Consider the following 19,609-nt stretch of genomic DNA (forward strand, 5'->3'; position numbering starts at 1 on the left):
GCAAACTGCCTCAAATTATCGCGCATTTTGAGTCAAACAGCGTTGTGATATGCGTCAAATTACAACGCATCATGAATGAAATTGCACACAAAGAACTTTGAAAAAGCAAAATAACTCCTGTTTTCTCGTCTGTTTTTCTCTGTTTGGTAGTCTTCTGAAATGTTAAAAACCATATAACAATCTTTACAGAAAGCAAACCGTTTTACAAGCATGACACCTTGAAACATATACATATCACTGAAGATATTAAAATCAGATGATGCAGAGATATCCAACATCATTATCTCACTTTGAAATGCTGAAAAACCGCGTCAAATCATCCCTGTCATCTTGTATGTAGAATGAGCATGACCTCATACTTGCCACCGATGACCTCCTAAATCAATAGTTACAGCAAACTAAAAGACAATGAGAAACTTTTTAAAAAGAAGCAACTGCACGTAAAATTTGCTTCATCTTTTTCCTTCTTTTCCAAGTAACTATTCCCGTTTTTTTTCTTAACTTTGTAGCCATCATGGTAGAAAATCTAATTGTTGAGGCACATCGCCCGGGCAGAATCGAGGTGATATGCGGTTCAATGTTCTCTGGAAAGACCGAAGAACTGATACGAAGAATGAAGCGAGCTAAGTTTGCCAAGCAGAAAGTTGAAATCTTCAAGCCGGCAATCGACACGCGCTATTCGGAAGAAGATGTCGTGAGTCACGACCAGAACTCAATCCATTCAACGCCGATAGACGCTTCGGGCGCGATACTGTTGCTGGCATCCGACATTGACGTTGTAGGCATTGACGAGGCTCAATTCCTTGATGACAATCTCGTTGATGTGTGCAATGAGCTGGCAAACCGTGGCATCCGCGTCATCATTGCAGGGCTTGACATGGACTTCAAAGGTGTTCCTTTCGGGCCAATTCCAGCCCTCTGTGCCATTGCCGACGAGGTAACCAAGGTGCATGCCATATGTGTAAAGTGCGGCGCATTGGCCTATGTGAGTCATCGTTTGGTGGCAGATGAGCATCGGGTGATGTTGGGTGAGCAGTCAGAATATGAACCGCTGTGCCGTGCCTGCTATCAGAAAGCATTGAAAGAGGAAAAGAAATAGGAATTATGAGAAAAGAGATTACCTTCGATCAGCTTATCCGTTGGGTAGGAACCGGCCTGTTAATCATTGCGATTTTGTTGCTGGTCAACTATCTGAGCAACGTACTTCTGCCGTTCTTCATTGCATGGTTTATGGCCTATTTGCTTTATCCGGTAGTACAGTTCATAGAAAACAAGCTGCATATCCGTGTGCGCGCAATCAGCATTCTGCTTACAATGCTGCTGGTTATAGCTGTCATCGGAGGTGTATTCTACCTCATCATACCCCCCATGATAGAGCAGTTCGACAAGCTTCAAACCGTTCTTATGCGCTGGGTTCATCACACTACGCATACTAACAACCTGACGAATTACATCTCAGAATGGATACAGGCAAACCAAGAACACATAGAACGTTTCTTCAAAAGTAAGGACTTTGGCGACACCATCAAGAGCGCAATGCCTAAGCTTTTCTCGTTTGTAAGCCAGACGGCCAGCGTCATCCTGAGCATTATCGCCTCTGCCATCACCTTATTATATATGTTCTTTATCCTGCTGGATTATGAGTACTTAACGACCAACTGGATACGTATTTTCCCTAAAAAGAACCGTCCTTTCTGGCAAGAACTCCTGCAAGATGTGAAGCGTGAGCTTAATAATTACGTGCGAGGTCAAGGACTTGTGGCGCTCTGTATGGGCATTATGTTCTGTATCGGCTTTACAATCATTGGCTTCCCCATGGCTATCGGTCTGGGTATTCTCATCGGAATACTTGATTTGGTGCCCTATCTTCACACCTTTGCACTCATTCCAACAGCCTTTCTTGCGATGCTGAAAGCAGCGGATACCGGGCAGAATTTCTGGATTGTTTTTGGCTTGGCATTGCTTGTTTTCATCGTAGTTCAGGCAATTACCGACTTCATTGTAACACCCAAGATCATGGGAAAAGCAATGGGACTCAACCCTGCTATCCTGCTGTTGTCGCTCTCAATATGGGGCGCACTGCTCGGTTTCATCGGCTTGATCATAGCACTTCCACTTACAACCTTACTCATTGCTTACTGGCAGCGCTATATAACGAAAGAGGAACAAGGGCAAAACAAACCCCATTTAGAGGTCGAAATCAAAGAATAAAAGGCTTCGGTAAAAGCCCAAGACCTATTGACATGCGACACCTTTCGAGGTCAAGCGTCTCACTTTATAATGCTCCTTGATTTGTTAAATATATTAAATTAAAGTATATAATCCCCACAAGTCTTTCCCTGTTTCAATTAAAATAAGTACCTTTGCACTCGCTTTCGAACAGGAAGTTGACTGACTCGCTAGCTCAGTTGGTAGAGCACAACACTTTTAATGTTGGGGTCATGGGTTCGAGCCCCATGCGAGTCACAAGATAAAAAAGAGGAGTTCAAAATTGAACTCCTCTTTTTTCATTTCATAACATGCAGGGAACAGCATTTCATCATTGTGCATTCAACCGTTCCATTTCAAGCGAAGCCCAGATAAACGGGCCAATACTTTTGGCGTCGTTATCGCGGATCAGTTCGCTCATATAATAGTCGAAGCTGCCGTCACGCTTATAGTTTTCCTTGCCTGCAGGCACGAACGGTCCCTTGCCTGGACCGAGTCCGCTCACACTGCAGCAATCCGTCAGCGAGATTGTACGGTCTTCATTCACACGAATAAAACGCTTCAGAATGCCTTCATAGGCTCGCTTTCCAGCCTCATTGAAGTCAGTATCAAGCCAGCCCATACGCGAACCTTTCAGTAAAACATAGGCAAACATGCACGAAGCTGTGCTTTCCAAATAGTTCTTCGGACTCTCAACGTCCAACACATCATACCAAACTCCACTCTTTTTATCCTGATATTGCACGACAGCTTTCATCACTTTCTGCAACAATGCCACTACTTCTGCCTTGCGGGGGTAGTCATCCGGCATGATATCAAGGCACTCGGTCATCGCCATAACATACCAACCGAGCGCACGAGCCCACGTGTGACGACTCTGTCCAGTAAGTGGATTTGCCCAGAATTGTCTATGAGTTTCATCCCACGCATGCTTCCAAAGACCGGTTTTCTCATCGTAAGTTCGTCTGTCAGTCTGCATCATCTGATTGACTGCATCATCAAGAATTCGGCAAGCTTTCCGTGGAGAACAGTTCTTCACAGCATAGTCACAATAGAACGGTAAGCCCATAAATATGCCGTCAAGCCACACCTGATTGGCATATATCGCCTTATGCCAGAACACGCCTTCTCTTGTTCTTGGCTGGTTCAGAAGCTGCTTCATAAAGGTTTTCAAAGCAATCTTCTCCCCTTTCCTTGCCCCATACTGTTGCATGCGAAGAATGAACTTAGCAGGTCTTACATTATCAAGATTGAATGCATTATAGTCATATCCCACTACATCTCCACGCTCATCAATCATCTTTTGCCTATATGTATGCAGATAATTCAAGATAGAATCATCTCCATGAACACGGTAGGTATCAAGCAATCCCTCGAGTTCTATGCCCACAGCATAGTTCCAACGAGGCTTCGAAGCGAAGTCAAGCAGATAGGATTTCGGTGTACGTTTCATCTCCGAATAAGTCATCCATTGCGCCATACTCTTATAAGGACGGTCTTCGGATGCCAATACCAATGAGCCGTTCATCATGACATTGTCAAACTTCACGTTACGAGTTTTGCCCGTTATCCTTACGTTTTCTCTGCCAATACCATTGAAAACACAGTCTTTCAAGCGTATATCCGACACATTTTCCACACTGTCACGCCCCACAATCAGTACGCCGTAAGCACTCTTCCGACACGTAACATCCTCTATATTCACGTCTCTTACCTCTGGTTCGAAGCCACGATAACAGGGCTCTTCGGGTTCATAATCAAGGTTAATCTTAACGACTGCTTCCTTACATTGCCCCACTTTAACGCGTCGCATGTTGACATTTTCAATGCGACCACCGCGACAATTGTTCGTCTTGATACGCAGAACACGGTCCAGATGCGGCGAATCCATGGTGCAGTCTTCGGCATATACATTCTTACATCCACCTGAAATCTCACTCCCAATGACGATACCTCCGTGCCCATCTTCCATCACACAGTTACGGATAATGATGTTTCTCGAAGGCTTATTCCACATCCGTCCATCGTTATTCCGACCGCTTTTAATCGCTATACAGTCATCTCCCGTGTGGAAATGAGTGTTCTGAATCAATACGTTCTCACATCCTTCAGGGTCACAACCATCACCATTGGGCCCTTCATTCCATATCTTTACACCGTCAACGATTACGTTCTTACAGAGCAAAGGATGAATAACCCAGAAGGGAGAATGCAGTAATGTGACTCCCGAAACACGCACTCTGTTTCCCTTTACGAAGTTAATGAGCTGCGGACGGAGGCCTTGTCCCAAGCCAAAACGACGCTCATCCCATGGCACATCATCTTCTGCAAACTGCTGAAGTCGCCTGCGTGAGCCCGACACCTGCGCCTCCTTGGTCACTCCTTTGACATAACCGAAGACCTGTTTCCCGCACATTGGCCACCAAGTTTCATTCGAACCGCCTCCGTCAATCGTGCCTTCTCCCGACACAACCACGTCATCTGCGCCGTAAGAATAAATGCAGGGACTGTAGTTCCAGCACATCATTCCCTCCCAAGATGTCTTCACCAAGGGATAAAGTGAACAGTCGAAAACAAACTGAAGCAAGGCATCCTTACTCACAACAAGCTCTATTCCAGATGCTAAACGCAAGGCACCTGTCTGCCACTTTCCAGCAGGAACAACCACCTTTCCGCCTCCCTGCTTCGCTAAATAAGCAATAGCGCGATGGATTGCCTGCTGATTTTGTGCTGCAGAAGCCGTTGTCTTGGCTCCGAATTTCGTGATAACGACAGTGCGCTTCGCTATCTTTGGCTGCTCAATCGAACGCTCAATCGCCCGATACTCGACTTCGTTCCAACCGTCGGCCAAGGCAATCAACGGGAAGAACACCATTAAAATCAATACTGAAAACTTGTTCATAGAGATTCTTAGTAGGTTTTGTTTTTAACGTATTTGTTTGTCTTTTAAATATATAATGGGTATATATCTCCGCTTACAAAGATAAAGAAAAAGCACGAATGCATGAGTATACTATTGTTAAAAAAAGTCACATGGATGCTTTTCACTTCGTGAATTATTTGCTATATTTGCCCCAGAAACAACATCACAAGCATGATGAACACAAGACATTTCCTCACATTTACCGCCTCATTGCTTTCTACATGGCTTGTCATCATGCTGCAATCAGCATGCAAAGAAACCAGAGTGTTGGCACAACCAAGCACGATATTTACGCCGAAACAATCGTTCAAAGCACAGAAAACAAGTAAAACCTACAAGAATCTCACGCTCGATGCCGATACCACCTGTGCGGGGTGGCGTGTCATCCTGCAATCAGCTGACGCACCATATAAGGTGAAGCATGAAGACTTCTATGACAAAATCGTGCTCATCACGCTTTATAAAGATGGCAAACTACTTGTTGACAAGCAGGAATTCACCACCAAAAACCTGCATCGAAAGCCTCAACCTTATCTGCAACTCTACCCTGCATATGTAAAACTCATCACGCGAACGACAGCCTATATCGGTATTTCCAACTGCTTTCCTGAAAGCGATGCATGCTGGATTTACACGCTCTTCTACGGACAAGACGGCAGGATGAAAAGAACACTTATAAGCATAGCAATGGACGAATCGGACGAAGCAGCTGAGTTTTTCAGGTCATGGATACACGAATGTCAACAGAAACCAGTTGACCAAACCTCACTGCAAATGATTGCAGATGCCTTCTGTACGCCTGCTTATGCCAAGCAGACAGACTGCAAGAACTGGCAGAAGATACTGCCGAAAAAGGTAGTTGACAGACTCAACAAAGACATGGAAGTAGATGCAGAGACCACTTTTATCTCGGAAGATGAAATGCTCCAGCGTGGAACAGTGCGTTTCCTTTCCCGAAATTCAACCCATGTCATTGACTCTGTCCATTATGAATTGAAGTTGAAAAAGCAAGAAGACGGCTTTTCAACCTATGACGGTATCAGCAGGATATGGCAGGAAAAATAAGGTGACAGACAGGGAAACAGGAAATGATTTTGTTCAGTTTCTTTCCCTGTTTTTAACATCTCTACGGATCACCAAATAGAAAAAGAAAGACCACTTTTTGTGACAAGCGCAACCATTTCTTAGCTTCGATGCCCTCGTTTTTATCTTCAAGTATTGCAATCTCTGTCACTTTAGCTCGCTATCTGCATCATTTCACCCTGCCAAGTGCCTGAAAACACCACGCATTTTGACGCAGATGACAAGCTGAAGTGACGCAGAAGGCGAGTATTTTCAATGTTGCCAAACACTTTAAAAAGCATCAAATTGGATAACATCTTGACTGTCAATACCTTACGAAGAGGCCTCAAAACTCGCGTATTCTGAGCGAGGAAAGGTTGTGTTTCGAATATGCCGGCTATGCGAAAGCAATTGTAAACATACTTGAAAAGAATTAACATATAATCCGCTTAAAAGCACAATACATGCTTACTTCTTTTGAACGGGCGAAACATTCCTATTTCCTCTCCCTCAAGAATGCTGGGGAATAGCACCTTTAATCTTTCTTGATGAGCATATATCCGATATCACTGATGCCGGGAAGTATCTCACGTTTCATGTTATGTCGAACGCTGACGATGATGCTGTCGCCTTTCATCACGGTGATATCCTTTAGATTAAAGTTGTATTGGTAATAGCTTATGCCACCTATTCCCTTACTGTTGCCACTCTGATCAATGAGTTTGCAGTTAATGGTGTCGCTCTCAACAGCATGCGAAGGCAGCGTAAGCTTGTCGATAATCAGCGTCAATCCCGTGAAAGGATAATAGCCGTTGATGCGCAATCCGAGGTTAGCAGTATAGCAACCTGCATCTTTGAAACGTGCAATATCATCAAATTTGAGTGTATCATTGCGTTCCCAACCGACAACAGGTGTGTGTTGATACCGGTCGTAGACTCTGTTTTCAGTGCACGAACTCAGTATCAACGCAGTCATGACAGCTATGAAAACACTTTTAATCTTCATGCCTTTTCTTCCGTATTTGGCTTCTGTTGTGGAGCTGTCTGGCGGGATTGACGCTCACTTTCAGCACGACGTTCGCCGTCTTGCCGGCGCTGTTCGTCTCTGCCTCCGCGGTTATTGCGTCGGTTTCCGTTGTTATTGCGGGGCTGTTGACCGTTGCGTGGTTCCCCATTGCCATTGGATTGGCGTGGCTGACGCTGGTTTTCGATGCCCTCTGCAGCAGTTCTTTGCGATCCATTTTCTTTGTTGTCGCGTGAAGGCATACGTTTTTTCTTCTTGCGTTTAGCCTTGTCGAAGCGGTTGATATCATCTTCAAGAAGGTCTTTCGGCTTATTGGGAGCCTTGCTCTTATTATCTTCAAGCAGAGAAAGAGGCTTCTCTCCACGACGGTTCATCATGATGATTTCGTATGCACGCTGGGCTGAAACGACCTCTAAGTTGGCAGCAAGATGCTTGTCGGTTGAATAGGTAATGAGACCTGCAAGGATATCCGTTTTGAACAGATAATAGTCACTATCCTGTGTCTGTAGCACGACATCACGGGCCGGCATGCATTTACCGGCCTCAACATAGTCGTCGACTTCATAGTTCAGACAACATTTAAGTTTGGCACACATCCCGGCAAGTTTCTGCGGATTGAGCGATATATCCTGAAATCGGGCAGCATTAGTGCTGACGCTTACAAAGTTCTTCATCCACGTAGCACAGCAGAGTTCGCGTCCGCAAGGGCCTGTTCCACCGATGCGTCCGGCCTCTTGTCGCGCACCTATCTGCTTCATTTCGATGCGGATATGGAAAGCACTTGCAAGGTCTTTGATAAGCTGTCGGAAGTCAACTCGCTCGTCAGCGATGTAGTAGAAGATAGCTTTATTGCCATCACCTTGGTACTCCACATCGCCGATTTTCATCTGCAAACCAAGCCGTTTTGCTATCTGTCGGCTCTCAATCATCGTGGTATGTTCGCGTGCTTTCGCCTCATTATATTTCTCAATATCCACCGGTTTGGCTATTCGATAGATGCGTTTGATGTCGTCAGCCGACTTGAGATTGGCTTTCTTCAACTGTAACTTTACGAGTCGACCTGTGAGTGTAACCACTCCAATGTCGTGCCCGGGATTGGCTTCAACGGCTACAACATCGCCTTTTTTCAGGTCAAGATTGTTCACATTGTGATAATATCCTTTGCGCGTATTCTTGAATTGAACCTCCACAAGGTCAGTGCTTTCAGCATTTCCCGGCACGTCAGCCAACCAGTCATACGTGTTGAGTTGTCGGTTTTGTCGACCGCATCCTTTGTGGCAAAGGCCACGATCACAGCCACTTGCCAACTTGAATTTCATATTCTTGAAGTCCATTTAGATCTTTACTTTCTGATTAATAAAACTATCATTTGCAGCGCCAAGTCAAAGAAAACAACCTTTGCATTGGCATTCTGCCCTATATCTCGCCGTGCTTTCTGCAACAGATTGCTGATATCTATCACATTGGCTTCGTTGATAAATCTTGCGAACTTGCGGGAGAAGTTCTCTTCTTCCTGCGTCATATAACATAGCTCTGGCTGCTGAAAATTATACATGAAGTTCTCTCTCACCATATTCATGGTATAACTAAGCAGGCGCCGTTGCTTCTCACGTCCATATGTTGCAACGACCTCACTCCATTTTTTAAGTTCCTTGATATTGCGCTGATAAGCCAATCGCATGAGCATAATGAACATGTCAAGAAACTGCCGATTCTCATTACCTGCATCCAGATTTTCAAGCGCCCGCAGCCAGTTTCCGCCTGCAATGCGTGCAATACGATGGGCATTTTCAGCATCAATGGCACGCCGTTCGATAAGTGCCTGCTCCAAAGAAGCGTCATCAATGCGCTTGATGTCTATGCGCTGCGTGCGGCTCTTGATAGTATCAAGCAGCAATTCAGGCTCTTCACAAACCATGATGAACACCGTTTGATGAGGCGGTTCCTCAAGAAGTTTGAGCAGCTTATTGGCACATTCCACATTCATTCGCTCTGGTAACCAGATGATACTCACTTTATAACCGCCCTGACTTGACTTGATGCTGAGCTTTCTTGTCAGTTCATCGCTCTCGCCTGCACCTATTAAAGCCTGCTGATTTGCAGCGTCCATAGCGGTCAACCAGGTATCTATGCTGAAATAAGGTGACTTTAAAAGCAGTTCATGCCACTGTTGAGAGAAGTCGTCACTTGTCATCTTATGGTCTGCCGAAGTGCCTGTAGGTTTGATGACAGGATACGTAAAATGCAAGTCTGGATGTTCCCATTTGGCCAGCATAGCCTCTGCGTTTGCAATGGCACGAGGGTCAGAAAGCAACGATTCCTCATCGTTGCGTTCACCTAACAGATAGGAGGCAAAGGCAAGAGCAAGCGCCAGTTTGCCGCTTCCGACAGGCCCACAGAGCATCATTGTGTTAGGAATACGATGTTCTTTCACTAACTCTCGCAGTCGGTTCTTAGCCTCTTTCTGTCCGATTACATCACTGAATTTCATGCTTACAATAGTTCTTTTGCATATTACCGAGCGTCGCTATATCTTCTGCAAAGATAATAAAAAAAATGCAACCAACACAAAATTGAAAGTAAAAGGCAAAGCATATATCACGAATAATGCCATTGACAAGATGATTTTTCTTAGCTAAACACTTGATGAAACAGAATAAATATCGTATTTTTGTAACCCATATTCGTTGACAATGGCAGTACATAATGAACTTGGAAAGATAGGAGAAGACTTCGCAGCTACATATCTTGAGCATGCAGGTTACGGCATTATAGAGCGCGATTGGCGGCAAGGACATCGCGATCTTGACATCATTGCCCGCTCACCTGACGGCACAACGGTGGTCTTTGTGGAAGTGAAAACGCGAGGTTCTGATGTGATTATGCACCCTGACGAGGCTGTAGATGCGCGGAAAATACGCAATCTCGGCCATGCCGCCAATGCCTATGTGAAGGAAAGAGCGATATGGGATGACTTGCGTTTCGATTTGATCAGCATCGTTGGAACGGCTCCCGAAAACTTCAAACTCGAACATATTGTGGATGCTTTCAACCCGCTTTTGGTATAATAAACTTGCATATTAAGACAAATGAAAATAAGAGATTGGCTCTTCAGTAAGAAGAAACAGCGGGAAAAACCAGAGGTAATCTGGCTCGAAGAAACCACATCAACCAACGATGAAATACGCAAACTGATGCCTTCGAACAGCCAGAGAATGAGCGTTGTCGTGGCAGATTATCAGCGTTCGGGACGCGGACAGGCTGCAAACCGATGGGAAAGTGAAGCAGGAAAGAACCTGCTTTTCAGTATCATGACACACCCTTTGATGGTTCCGGTGCGTAATCAGTTCCTGCTTTCTATGGCAGGCGGTCTGGCTTTGAAAGAGGTTTTGGATGGCTACACGACTGAAATCACGCTGAAATGGCCCAATGATGTCTATTGGCGTGACCGCAAAATCAGTGGCACTCTGATTGAAACGACGCTCTCTGCAGGCCATATCAAGGACTGCATCTTTGGCATCGGACTCAACGTAAACCAACAAGTTTTCAAGAGTGATGCCCCAAATCCCGTCTCGTTGGCACAGATATCAGGTCATGAAATCGACCGAAAGAAACTGCTTAATGAATTGCTTTCAGCTTTCGATAAGTATTATTCGTGGATTGAAAACGGACAATATGGTGACATTTCTGCACTTTATCATGAGGCACTTTATCATCGTCATGGGTTCTATCCCTATCGTGATGTGGCTTCAGGTGAGGTGTTTGATGCCGCAATCATAGAGGTTGAAGACGATGGGACATTAGTCGTCAGAAATCGGGAAGGCGTCATCCGCGAGTATAGGTTCAAGGAGTTGGAGAGCTTGAAAAGCTCTCCCCAGCCCTCCTGAAAGAGGGAAACATATCTTCAAGGCATTCGAAATGAAATAAAATATCAATCTAACAAATGACAACGGCACAATAAACAGATGACCATTCTCTTTCAAAAAGCGGTCTAAAAATCGCTTCCACCTCTTACAGAGAGGGGCAGGAGAGGTTGTTCTGGTGCTTTTATTTTATACTAATATGAGGTTCAAACGTATTTTACTTAAGTTGAGTGGTGAGAGTTTGATGGGCGAACAAGGACATGGTATCGACCCCGAGCGTCTGTCAGATTATGCACAACAGATTAAGGAAGCCCATGAAATGGGCGTTCAGATTGGCATTGTGATCGGTGGTGGCAACATCTTCCGAGGCCTTAGTGGAAGTCAGAAAGGCTTCGATCGGGTAAAGGGTGACCAGATGGGAATGTGCGCAACGGTCATCAACTCGTTAGCACTGAGCAGCGCATTGGGTGCGATTGGTGTTAAAACAAAAGTGCTCACAGCTATTCGCATGGAGCCAATCGGAGAGTTTTATAGCAAGTGGAAGGCCATAGAAGCCATGGAATCAGGCTATGTCTGCATCTTCTCTGCAGGCACAGGAAGCCCATATTTCACGACAGACACAGGCAGTTCGCTGCGTGGTATAGAGATTGAAGCCGACGTAATGCTCAAGGGAACACGCGTCGACGGCATTTATACTGCCGACCCGGAAAAGGATAGTAAGGCCACAAAATTCACCGAGATTACCTACGATGAAATCTATATGCGCGGATTGAAAGTCATGGATCTCACGGCCACGACAATGTGTAAGGAAAACCATCTGCCTATCTATGTGTTCAACATGGATGTTTATGGCAACTTGAAACGGGTGTTGAACGGAGAAGAAATAGGTACGTTGGTGCATAATTAGAAACCATCCAGTGCTCCCTTCTCAATGGAGTGAGAGCCAAAGTTTCAGATGATTTTGATGCAATGAGGCTGAATATGGCCTATAGGTCGGGGTGTTTTGCAGCGCAGAAGAGGCAGAATGCTTTGCTGCAAGCAGTTCCAACCCAATTGCATCAATCTTTCAATGGCATTAATTCTATTACAGGGGAAGTGTAAAAGTGCTTCCCCTTTTTCGGTTTCAACCACCGATATAAGTCTTTTTGACAGGCTTCCTAAGAGACAATTGAGAATAATACAGCCCTGAGTTTCATCTCTCTATCAATGTCGAACGCTGCAGATGGCAGGTTAAACCATATCATTTTCCTTCCCTTTCATATGCAAACGAAACGCTATAGGCAGTATTTTCACTTTGTATTATCAAAGCATTCAGAAACTGTTTTCCTTTTCTATATTTTCTTACAGAACTTTTGTTGAATTGCCTCCAATGCTCTCAAAAGCGCTGAAATCTATAAATATTATTTACCGTTTTTAACACTTCGGGGGCACACCAAATAGGAATGAAGTTCTGCTTTCTGCATATGTTTCAAATCATCTGCGAGCTTCAATCATCCTGTTTTTATCTACTTAGGCTGCAATTCCAATCATCATGTGTTGCAATATGACGCAAAACACACTGCAAAATGACGCAAATAGTGTGGCAACTTGACTCAAATTACACGCTAACTTGACTCAAATTACACGGTAACTTGACGCTAATTACACTGTAACTTGAGTCACTTTATATCGTAAAATGACTTTAGTTGTGCGGTTATTCAATACAAATTGCAACGCCATGTAAATGGGACCTTATCTTATATTATCCAGAATTGAGGTATCAGATGAATGGAGTTACATGTCAAGGGGATAGAAAAGAAGGCGTCAAGGCCATAAAATGGCTTTGCATTTGCACTAAAAACGGTTTTTCATTTCTATTTGGTGATGCTCGGAAATGTTAAAAAATGCCTTTTTTGTTTACAGAAATCATAGAACTTTCTGTGTTGAATGTCATTTGTTTTCCTGTATAGTGGTGGGCTTGTTAATTGACGGATTTCCTGAAATATAAGGCAGATTTCCAACAGACATCTTGTAAAAAACTTCAGAAAGTGAATGCTTTTATCAGATTTTATGATTACCTTTGTCGGCCGTCAGAAAAGCTTATTTCATGTCTTGTGCAGCACTAAGATAAGTAATCTTACGCATGCAGCTTGCCCTGTGAGGCAGGGTTGCCAAAGGATTGTATTCATCTGTAAATGATAAGTCTGATTATTTAAGGTAAAGAAAAATAGTAATGGATCAGCCGGTAAGGACTTTTACTTTGGTAGGATTGGTGGTCTTTTTCCTTCTGCTCATGCATCAGTTGCCCACTGTCAGCATCGGTGGAACAGAACTTCGGCATGTAAACCTGCTTAGCCAGATACAGCCTGACGTTCATGAGAGTGTGGTTGATGTGATACCTGTGCCCAAAGCGCCGAAGTCAGTCATTGCCGTTGCAGCGAAAGGAAAGGTTGTTGAGTTCAAGGAAAAATGGCCCAAAGGCGTTGAACCGATATCCGATTTTTCGGAAGGAAAGGCAGGTGGCATGGATTTCTTCTATGCTCAGTTAGCCCGTTTGAAGCAACTTGACCGACCGGTGCGTATTGCTTATTTCGGAGATTCGTTCATTGAGGGTGACATTCTGACAGGTGATTTGCGTGCACTCTTTCAAGATCGCTTTGGCGGTTCAGGCGTGGGATGGGTTGATTGCAGTATGCCTGCGGCGGTTGTCCGTCGTACTGTCAACCTGAAATCTAATGGAATTGTAGGATTTGCCACAGTGAAGAAGCCATTTGATAAGGGTCGGCAAGGCTTTTCGCAACGCTATTTTGTGCCTTCAGAGGGGGCATCGGTTACGGCTCGTGGCTCAAAATCTCAGCCTCATGTGGGCAGTTGGCAGCATGCTAATCTGTTTTTCCGTACACCACAAGCTATAGAAATCAATGTCGAGGCAGGCAATATGCCCGCTTATAGATATCAGACTCGTGCATCTGATGGCGTGCAGATGTTGACTACAAAGGGCGAAATGGGCGCTGTGAGCTATCGTTTCACACAGGTATCTCCCCAAACAACGCTCTTTGGAATAGCTTTGGAATCAGGAAAAGGAGTTATTCTTGACAACTTGTCTATGCGTGGTTCGTCGGGTGTTCAGTTGGGAAGTATCCCCCATAAAACATTGTCTGACTTTGCATATTTGCGCCCCTACGACCTCATCATCGTGCATTTTGGACTCAATGAAGCTATTAAGGGCAATACGGTTCCATTGTTGAAGATGTATATAAAGCGTATGAAAAAGGCGATTGAAAATATCCGTGCGGCCAATCCGGAGGCGAGTCTGTTGGTTGTGAGTGTGCCCGATCGTGACCAACGTTCGGCAGATGGCATCACGACACTTAAGGAGGTGAAAGACCTTGTAGGTCTGCAGGCGCAACTGGCTGCCGACAGTCATGTGGCTTTCTACAATTTGTATGAGGCCATGGGCGGTGAAAGCAGTATGAAAAAGCTTGTAGATCGCAATCTCGCTAATAAGGATTACACACATTTGAGCTTTGGAGGTGGCAGACAGATAGCCCGAAAAGTGTTCCCCTCTTTTATTGCAGGATTTGAAAATTATAAGCGCCGTAAGGCTTTGGAACAACAATGATACAGCGACTCATCAGTCTTCTGACCTATAATCCCAAGGAACCTCTCATCTTTTCGAGTGGGTTGTTCCTTATTCTCTTTTTGGGATTTTCATTTGTATATATGCTGCTTCGTCATCAATTGCGGCCTCGGCTGCTCTTTGTGACGCTTTTTTCTTATTACTTTTATTACAAGAGCAGCGGGCTGTATTTCTTCTTGTTGGCAGTTGTAACGGTGAGTGATTTCTTCATAGCTCGCCGTATTCATAGGCTTGATGAACAGGTGTCGACTGCCGAAATGAGGAAAGGTATTGACCGACAGCGCAAGTGGTTGGTGGCTTTGAGCCTGTTGATAGACTTGGGTTTGTTGGGTTATTTCAAATATACCAACTTCTTTGCCGGTATGATTAGTCAGATGATAGGGCACAACTTCCAGCCTTGGGACATCTTTTTACCTGTGGGAATCAGTTTCTTTACTTTCCAGAGCATGAGTTACACCATTGATGTCTATCGCAGAAAGCTGAAACCTTTGCCCCATCTTCTTGATTATGCATTCTATGTTTCATTCTTTCCTCAGTTGGTGGCAGGCCCTATCGTGCGTGCTTCTGACTTTGCCCCACAGATCAGCAAGCCTGTCATTATCACGAAAGATATGTTTGCACGAGGGGTATATTTCATCATTATAGGTCTGTTCAAGAAAGCAGTGATCAGCGATTATATCAGTCTTAACTTCGTTGATCGCATTTTTGACAATGCTATGCTCTATAGTGGCTTGGAGAATTTGCTTGGAGTTTATGGCTACGCTATGCAGATATACTGTGATTTCAGCGGTTACAGTGACATGGCTATCGGCATTGCTTTGCTGCTGGGTTTTCATTTCCCACTCAACTTCAACGCTCCTTATCGGGCAACAAGTATCACGGATTTCTGGCGGCGTTGGCACATCTCACTGTCGAGTTGGATACGCGATTACATCTATATTTCCTTGGGTGGCAACCGAAAGGGTAAGTTTAGGCAATATGTCAATCTTATAGTGACGATGCTGTTGGGTGGACTTTGGCATGGTGCCAGTCTTAATTTCATCGCCTGGGGCGGTATGCATGGCTTGGCTTTAGCGGCTCATAAGTTCTTCAGTCAGGATATTCTGCACCATGAACGCGGTTATCAGTCGCATGGATTAAGGAAGTTTGTAGCCGTTGTGCTGACGTTTCATTTCGTGTGTTTCACCTGGATATTCTTCCGTCACAGTTCATTTGAGGCGGGTTGGGCAATGATTTCCCGGATATTCACAAATTTCCATGCTGAACTTTGGATGCAGATTGTGAGCGGATATAAGTATGTGTTGGCTTTCATGGCCTTTGGTTTTCTCACGCATTTCTTGCCTGATAGCTGGCAGGAAACTATGATTGGCGGTCTGCGTCGTTGTAATGTCGTGGTTTATGCGCTACTGATAACGGCCGTTATCTATATCGTTATTCAGGTGAAAAGCTCAACGATACAGCCATTCATTTATTTCCAGTTCTAAGGTCTTTCGTTACCTTTTGAGGCTCATTCTCTTTCTTTTGACGAAGAGAACAAGATGTTTTATTGATGAAACTTGCGTGTTAATTAATATTGGAATAACGTAAATATTTGTAATTTTATGAATTAAAACTTGTTTTGTATTATAATAATGTGTACCTTTGCAGGCCTTTTGTATGTTGGCGAAAGTGTGTGAAGTTGATTATCAGGAAGTTAGAAAAGAATTAGGTAAAAAGGATGAGACAACTAAAAATTCAGAAGAGTATTACGAACCGTTCAAGCGAAGCCTTGGACAAGTACCTTGTAGAGATTGGTCGTGCTCCGTTGATTTCCATTGACGAAGAAATCGAATTAGCACAGAAAATCAAGAAAGGTGGTCGTGATGGTGAGCGTGCAAAGGAGAAATTAGTCACTGCCAATCTTCGTTTTGTGGTATCTGTTGCCAAGCAGTATCAGCATCAGGGACTCTCCTTGACCGATCTTATTGATGAAGGAAACATTGGTCTTGTGAAGGCTGCAGAGAAGTTTGATGAGACCCGTGGCTTCAAATTCATTTCTTATGCAGTATGGTGGATACGTCAAAGTATTCTTCAAGCCATTGCCGAACAAAGCCGCATTGTGCGTCTTCCGCTTAATCAGGTGGGTTCACTCAATAAGATTAATCGTGAAATTAACAAGTTTGAGCAGGAGTTCCAGCGTAAGCCTTCATTGGCAGAGTTGTCAAGTGCTACCAAAATTGAGGAAGAAAAGATAGATCAGAGCTTAATGGCCGATAGTCATCATGTGAGTATTGACGCTCCTTTTCAAGAGGGTGAAGACAACAGTATGGTTGATGTCATGGCAGGAGGCGAAGACAGTCGTACCGATAAGCAGGTGGATCATGAGTCAATGGCACTCGAATTGGAGTCTGTTTTGCGTAAGGTTTTGAAGGATCGAGAGATTACTATCATCCGTGAATGCTTTGGAATTGGTTGCCACGAGAAGGGACTTGAGGAGATTGGAGACCAACTTGGTCTGACTCGTGAGCGTGTTAGACAAATTCGAGAGAAAAGTATTGCAAAGCTGCGAGATAGTGGTTATGCAAAGATTCTGATGAAATATCTGGGATAAGTCATTAATTTAAAGAGATAAGATAAAGAGAGAAGTTTCGGCTTCTCTCTTTTTGTTGATGGATAAGAATTGTTTGAATGTATTGAAAGGGATACTGGTGATGTGTATTTTTTGATTGGGTTGTATCTTAAGTTCATTTTGTATGCAGTTTAGTTTGCTTTATATTTAATTAATGTTAATATCTTTTCTGTAAACTATTCTTTTGCTCTTATTCTATAATTAAATGCTTATTTTTGTAAACTCAAGATTACAAAACGAACATGTTAGCGAATAGAAAAGATAATATGAGTGTAGAAGAAATTAATTCATTTCAAGCTGTTGATGAAGGCTTTAGCATGCGAGAGGCCATCGCTGAGGCGAAGAAATGCTTGCAATGTAAGATACCCCAGTGTAGGAAAGGCTGTCCGATAGAGAACGAAATACCGAGTTTTATTCATGCATTGAGCATGGGTAATATGGGCGATGCCATGCACATTATCAATGAAAAAAGTAATCTTCCGGCTATTTGTGGGCGTGTTTGTCCACATGAAAAGCAGTGCCAGGGTCATTGTGTGATGAATAAGAAGGGATCACCGATACAGATTGGAAAGTTGGAACAGTTCATCGCGGACTTTGATACGAAGATGAACTTGACGCGTGAAAGGCTTCCACAGAAGGATAGAGGCAAGATTGCAGTCATTGGATCGGGGCCTGCGGGATTGACTGTAGCTGGTGATTTAGCGCGTAAAGGCTTCAGTGTGACTATTTATGAAGGGCAAAGTGAACCGGGGGGCGTACTGATGTACGGTATTCCTGAATATCGATTGCCCAAGAAAGTGGTGCGTGCCGAGATACAGAAGATTGAGGCTTTGGGGGTAAACTTTGTGTGTAATGTACTCGTTGGTAAAGATGGTTTGACGGTTGATAGCTTATTTCGCCAAGGATTTGATGCTATTTTCATGGGTACAGGAACAGCAATTCCGCAGGATATGAACAGTACACCGGGAGCGCAGTTGCGGGGGGTTAGTCAGAGTACTTACTTCCTTCATAATGTGAATAGTTATAATGAAGGAGCTGTGGGACGTGATATGGTGCCATTGAAAGATGGTGAAAAGGTAGGGGTTATTGGTGGAGGCAACGTTGCGATGGACGCTGCTCGCACTGCTATTCGCTTTGGAGCTGATGTCACAGTGCTGTATCGTCGTACTCAAGAAGAGATGCCTGCTATCAAGGCGGAATATGACCAAGCGGTGAATGAAGGTGTCAACTTTCGATGGAACACCTCGGTTGCAGAGTTTATTGCAGGTGATAACGGGCGCTTGGCAGCGTGTCGTTTAAATACGCCTGAAGGTGAAGTTGTTGAGCATTTTGACCGTATTTATCTGGCTATTGGCAGTCGTCCGGCCAATCGAATTGTAAGTACAACCGAGGGTATTGATGTTGATGAGAAAGGGTATGTAAAAGTAGTTGAACGTCCTTATGGTATGACTACGCGTCGTGGAGTGTTTGCAGGAGGCGATGTCGTTCATCGTCCACAGACTGTTGTTTTGGCAATGAAGGCTGCGAAAGATGTAGCACAAGGCATGGCACAATATGTAGATGCTATTAAATTACTTGAAGCTGCTAAAAAAGTTGAAGAACAACATTCGGTGGATAAATAAAATACAATTTTTTGTTGTTTTAGTGGATACTGTCATCAGTTTTTAGTAACTTTGCTCCCAAATATATCATATATTTCAAAATTATAATGGCTGAAACAAAAAAAATCAAGACAGCTCTTATTTCGGTCTTCCATAAAGATGGTTTAGAGGAGTTGCTTGCTAAACTGCATGAAGAGGGTGTAAAGTTCTTGTCTACAGGTGGTACTCAGAAGTTCATAGAGTCTTTAGGCTACGAATGTCAGACAGTAGAAAGCGTTACAACTTATCCCTCAATTCTCGGTGGTCGTGTGAAAACGCTCCATCCGAAAGTGTTCGGTGGTATCTTGGCTCGCCGTGACAAAGAGAGCGATTTAGCTCAAATGGCCGAATATGAGATACCTTCTATTGATTTAGTGATAGTGGATCTCTATCCTTTTGAGCAGACAGTTGCAAGCGGAGCTGCTGAAGCAGACATTATAGAAAAAATTGATATTGGTGGTATTTCATTAATCCGTGCCGGTGCAAAGAACTTTAGGGATGTTGTCATTGTTCCAAGTAAGGCGGAGTATGGAGCGCTGCTTGAGTTGCTTAAACACAATGGTGCACAGACAGAAATAGAAGACCGTAAGATGTTTGCAGAACGTGCTTTCGGTGTAAGTAGCCATTATGATACGGCGATACACAATTGGTTTGTAAAATAA

At 44.0% G+C, this 19,609-nt stretch carries 15 protein-coding genes and 1 tRNA gene; 12 read left to right on the top strand and 4 right to left on the bottom strand.

Features of this window, described 5'->3' with window-relative positions:
* Window positions 1-514: 514 nt before the first annotated feature.
* From EL210_RS10960 to EL210_RS10970, 3 genes are all read left to right on the top strand, one after another.
* Entirely contained in the window at window positions 515-1,099 is a 585-nt protein-coding gene (locus EL210_RS10960; protein ID WP_004377200.1) for a thymidine kinase, read from the top strand.
* A gap of 5 nt (window positions 1,100-1,104) precedes the next feature.
* On the top strand, window positions 1,105-2,211 hold the full coding sequence (locus EL210_RS10965; protein ID WP_004377198.1) for an AI-2E family transporter: 1,107 nt from the start codon (window positions 1,105-1,107) through the stop codon (window positions 2,209-2,211).
* Between the two features lie 182 nt (window positions 2,212-2,393).
* A tRNA-Lys gene (locus tag EL210_RS10970) sits at window positions 2,394-2,466 on the top strand.
* 73 nt (window positions 2,467-2,539) lie between these two features.
* Here the strand turns inward: EL210_RS10970 and EL210_RS10975 are convergent.
* Entirely contained in the window at window positions 2,540-5,110 is a 2,571-nt protein-coding gene (locus EL210_RS10975) for a glycoside hydrolase family 88 protein (protein WP_026285885.1), read from the bottom strand.
* Between the two features lie 192 nt (window positions 5,111-5,302).
* Between EL210_RS10975 and EL210_RS10980 the strand changes: the two genes are divergently transcribed.
* Window positions 5,303-6,196 (top strand): hypothetical protein, encoded by an 894-nt coding sequence (locus EL210_RS10980; protein ID WP_018919605.1) that lies wholly within the window; start codon window positions 5,303-5,305, stop codon window positions 6,194-6,196.
* Between the two features lie 532 nt (window positions 6,197-6,728).
* On the opposite strand, the gene EL210_RS10990 is transcribed toward EL210_RS10980, so the two are convergent.
* From EL210_RS10990 to EL210_RS11000, 3 genes are read right to left on the bottom strand one after another with little or no spacing between them, the layout of a single operon-like run.
* Window positions 6,729-7,199: a gliding motility lipoprotein GldH gene (locus EL210_RS10990; RefSeq protein ID WP_018919607.1), complete on the bottom strand. Its 471-nt coding sequence runs from the start codon at window positions 7,197-7,199 to the stop codon at window positions 6,729-6,731.
* A complete protein-coding gene (locus EL210_RS10995; RefSeq protein WP_018919608.1) occupies window positions 7,196-8,551 on the bottom strand; it encodes a PSP1 domain-containing protein in 1,356 nt (451 codons plus the stop codon). The genes EL210_RS10990 and EL210_RS10995 overlap by 4 nt, the downstream gene beginning before the upstream one ends.
* 8 nt (window positions 8,552-8,559) lie before the next feature.
* The gene (locus tag EL210_RS11000) at window positions 8,560-9,708 is read right to left on the bottom strand and encodes a DNA polymerase III subunit (protein ID WP_018919609.1); all 1,149 of its coding nucleotides are present in this window, start codon (window positions 9,706-9,708) and stop codon (window positions 8,560-8,562) included.
* Window positions 9,709-9,910: 202 nt separating this feature from the next.
* Here EL210_RS11000 and EL210_RS11005 point away from each other — a divergent pair, with 202 nt between their 5' ends.
* From EL210_RS11005 to EL210_RS11040, 8 genes are all read left to right on the top strand, one after another.
* Window positions 9,911-10,285 carry a YraN family protein gene (locus tag EL210_RS11005; protein WP_004377129.1) on the top strand — a complete coding sequence of 125 codons (375 nt, stop codon included), beginning with the start codon at window positions 9,911-9,913 and terminating at the stop codon, window positions 10,283-10,285.
* Between the two features lie 21 nt (window positions 10,286-10,306).
* Window positions 10,307-11,104, top strand: a complete 798-nt coding sequence (locus EL210_RS11010; protein ID WP_018919610.1) for a biotin--[acetyl-CoA-carboxylase] ligase — start codon at window positions 10,307-10,309, stop codon at window positions 11,102-11,104.
* A gap of 175 nt (window positions 11,105-11,279) precedes the next feature.
* Complete coding sequence (gene pyrH / locus EL210_RS11015) at window positions 11,280-11,987, top strand: UMP kinase (protein ID WP_004371538.1); 708 nt, start codon at window positions 11,280-11,282, stop codon at window positions 11,985-11,987.
* A 1,305-nt stretch (window positions 11,988-13,292) separates the two neighbouring features.
* Entirely contained in the window at window positions 13,293-14,681 is a 1,389-nt protein-coding gene (locus EL210_RS11020; protein WP_025879731.1) for an SGNH/GDSL hydrolase family protein, read from the top strand.
* A complete protein-coding gene (locus EL210_RS11025; RefSeq protein ID WP_018919612.1) occupies window positions 14,678-16,183 on the top strand; it encodes an MBOAT family O-acyltransferase in 1,506 nt (501 codons plus the stop codon). Before EL210_RS11020 ends, EL210_RS11025 begins: the two co-directional genes overlap by 4 nt.
* A gap of 233 nt (window positions 16,184-16,416) precedes the next feature.
* Complete coding sequence (locus EL210_RS11030) at window positions 16,417-17,289, top strand: sigma-70 family RNA polymerase sigma factor (protein WP_004371557.1); 873 nt, start codon at window positions 16,417-16,419, stop codon at window positions 17,287-17,289.
* Between the two features lie 260 nt (window positions 17,290-17,549).
* Window positions 17,550-18,929, top strand: a complete 1,380-nt coding sequence (locus EL210_RS11035) for an NAD(P)-dependent oxidoreductase (protein WP_018919613.1) — start codon at window positions 17,550-17,552, stop codon at window positions 18,927-18,929.
* Window positions 18,930-19,015: 86 nt separating this feature from the next.
* Window positions 19,016-19,609, top strand: coding sequence for an IMP cyclohydrolase (locus tag EL210_RS11040; protein WP_018919614.1), 594 nt, complete (start codon window positions 19,016-19,018; stop codon window positions 19,607-19,609).

The sequence above is a fragment of the Segatella oris genome (assembly GCF_900637655.1).
GTDB lineage: Bacteria > Bacteroidota > Bacteroidia > Bacteroidales > Bacteroidaceae > Prevotella > Prevotella oris.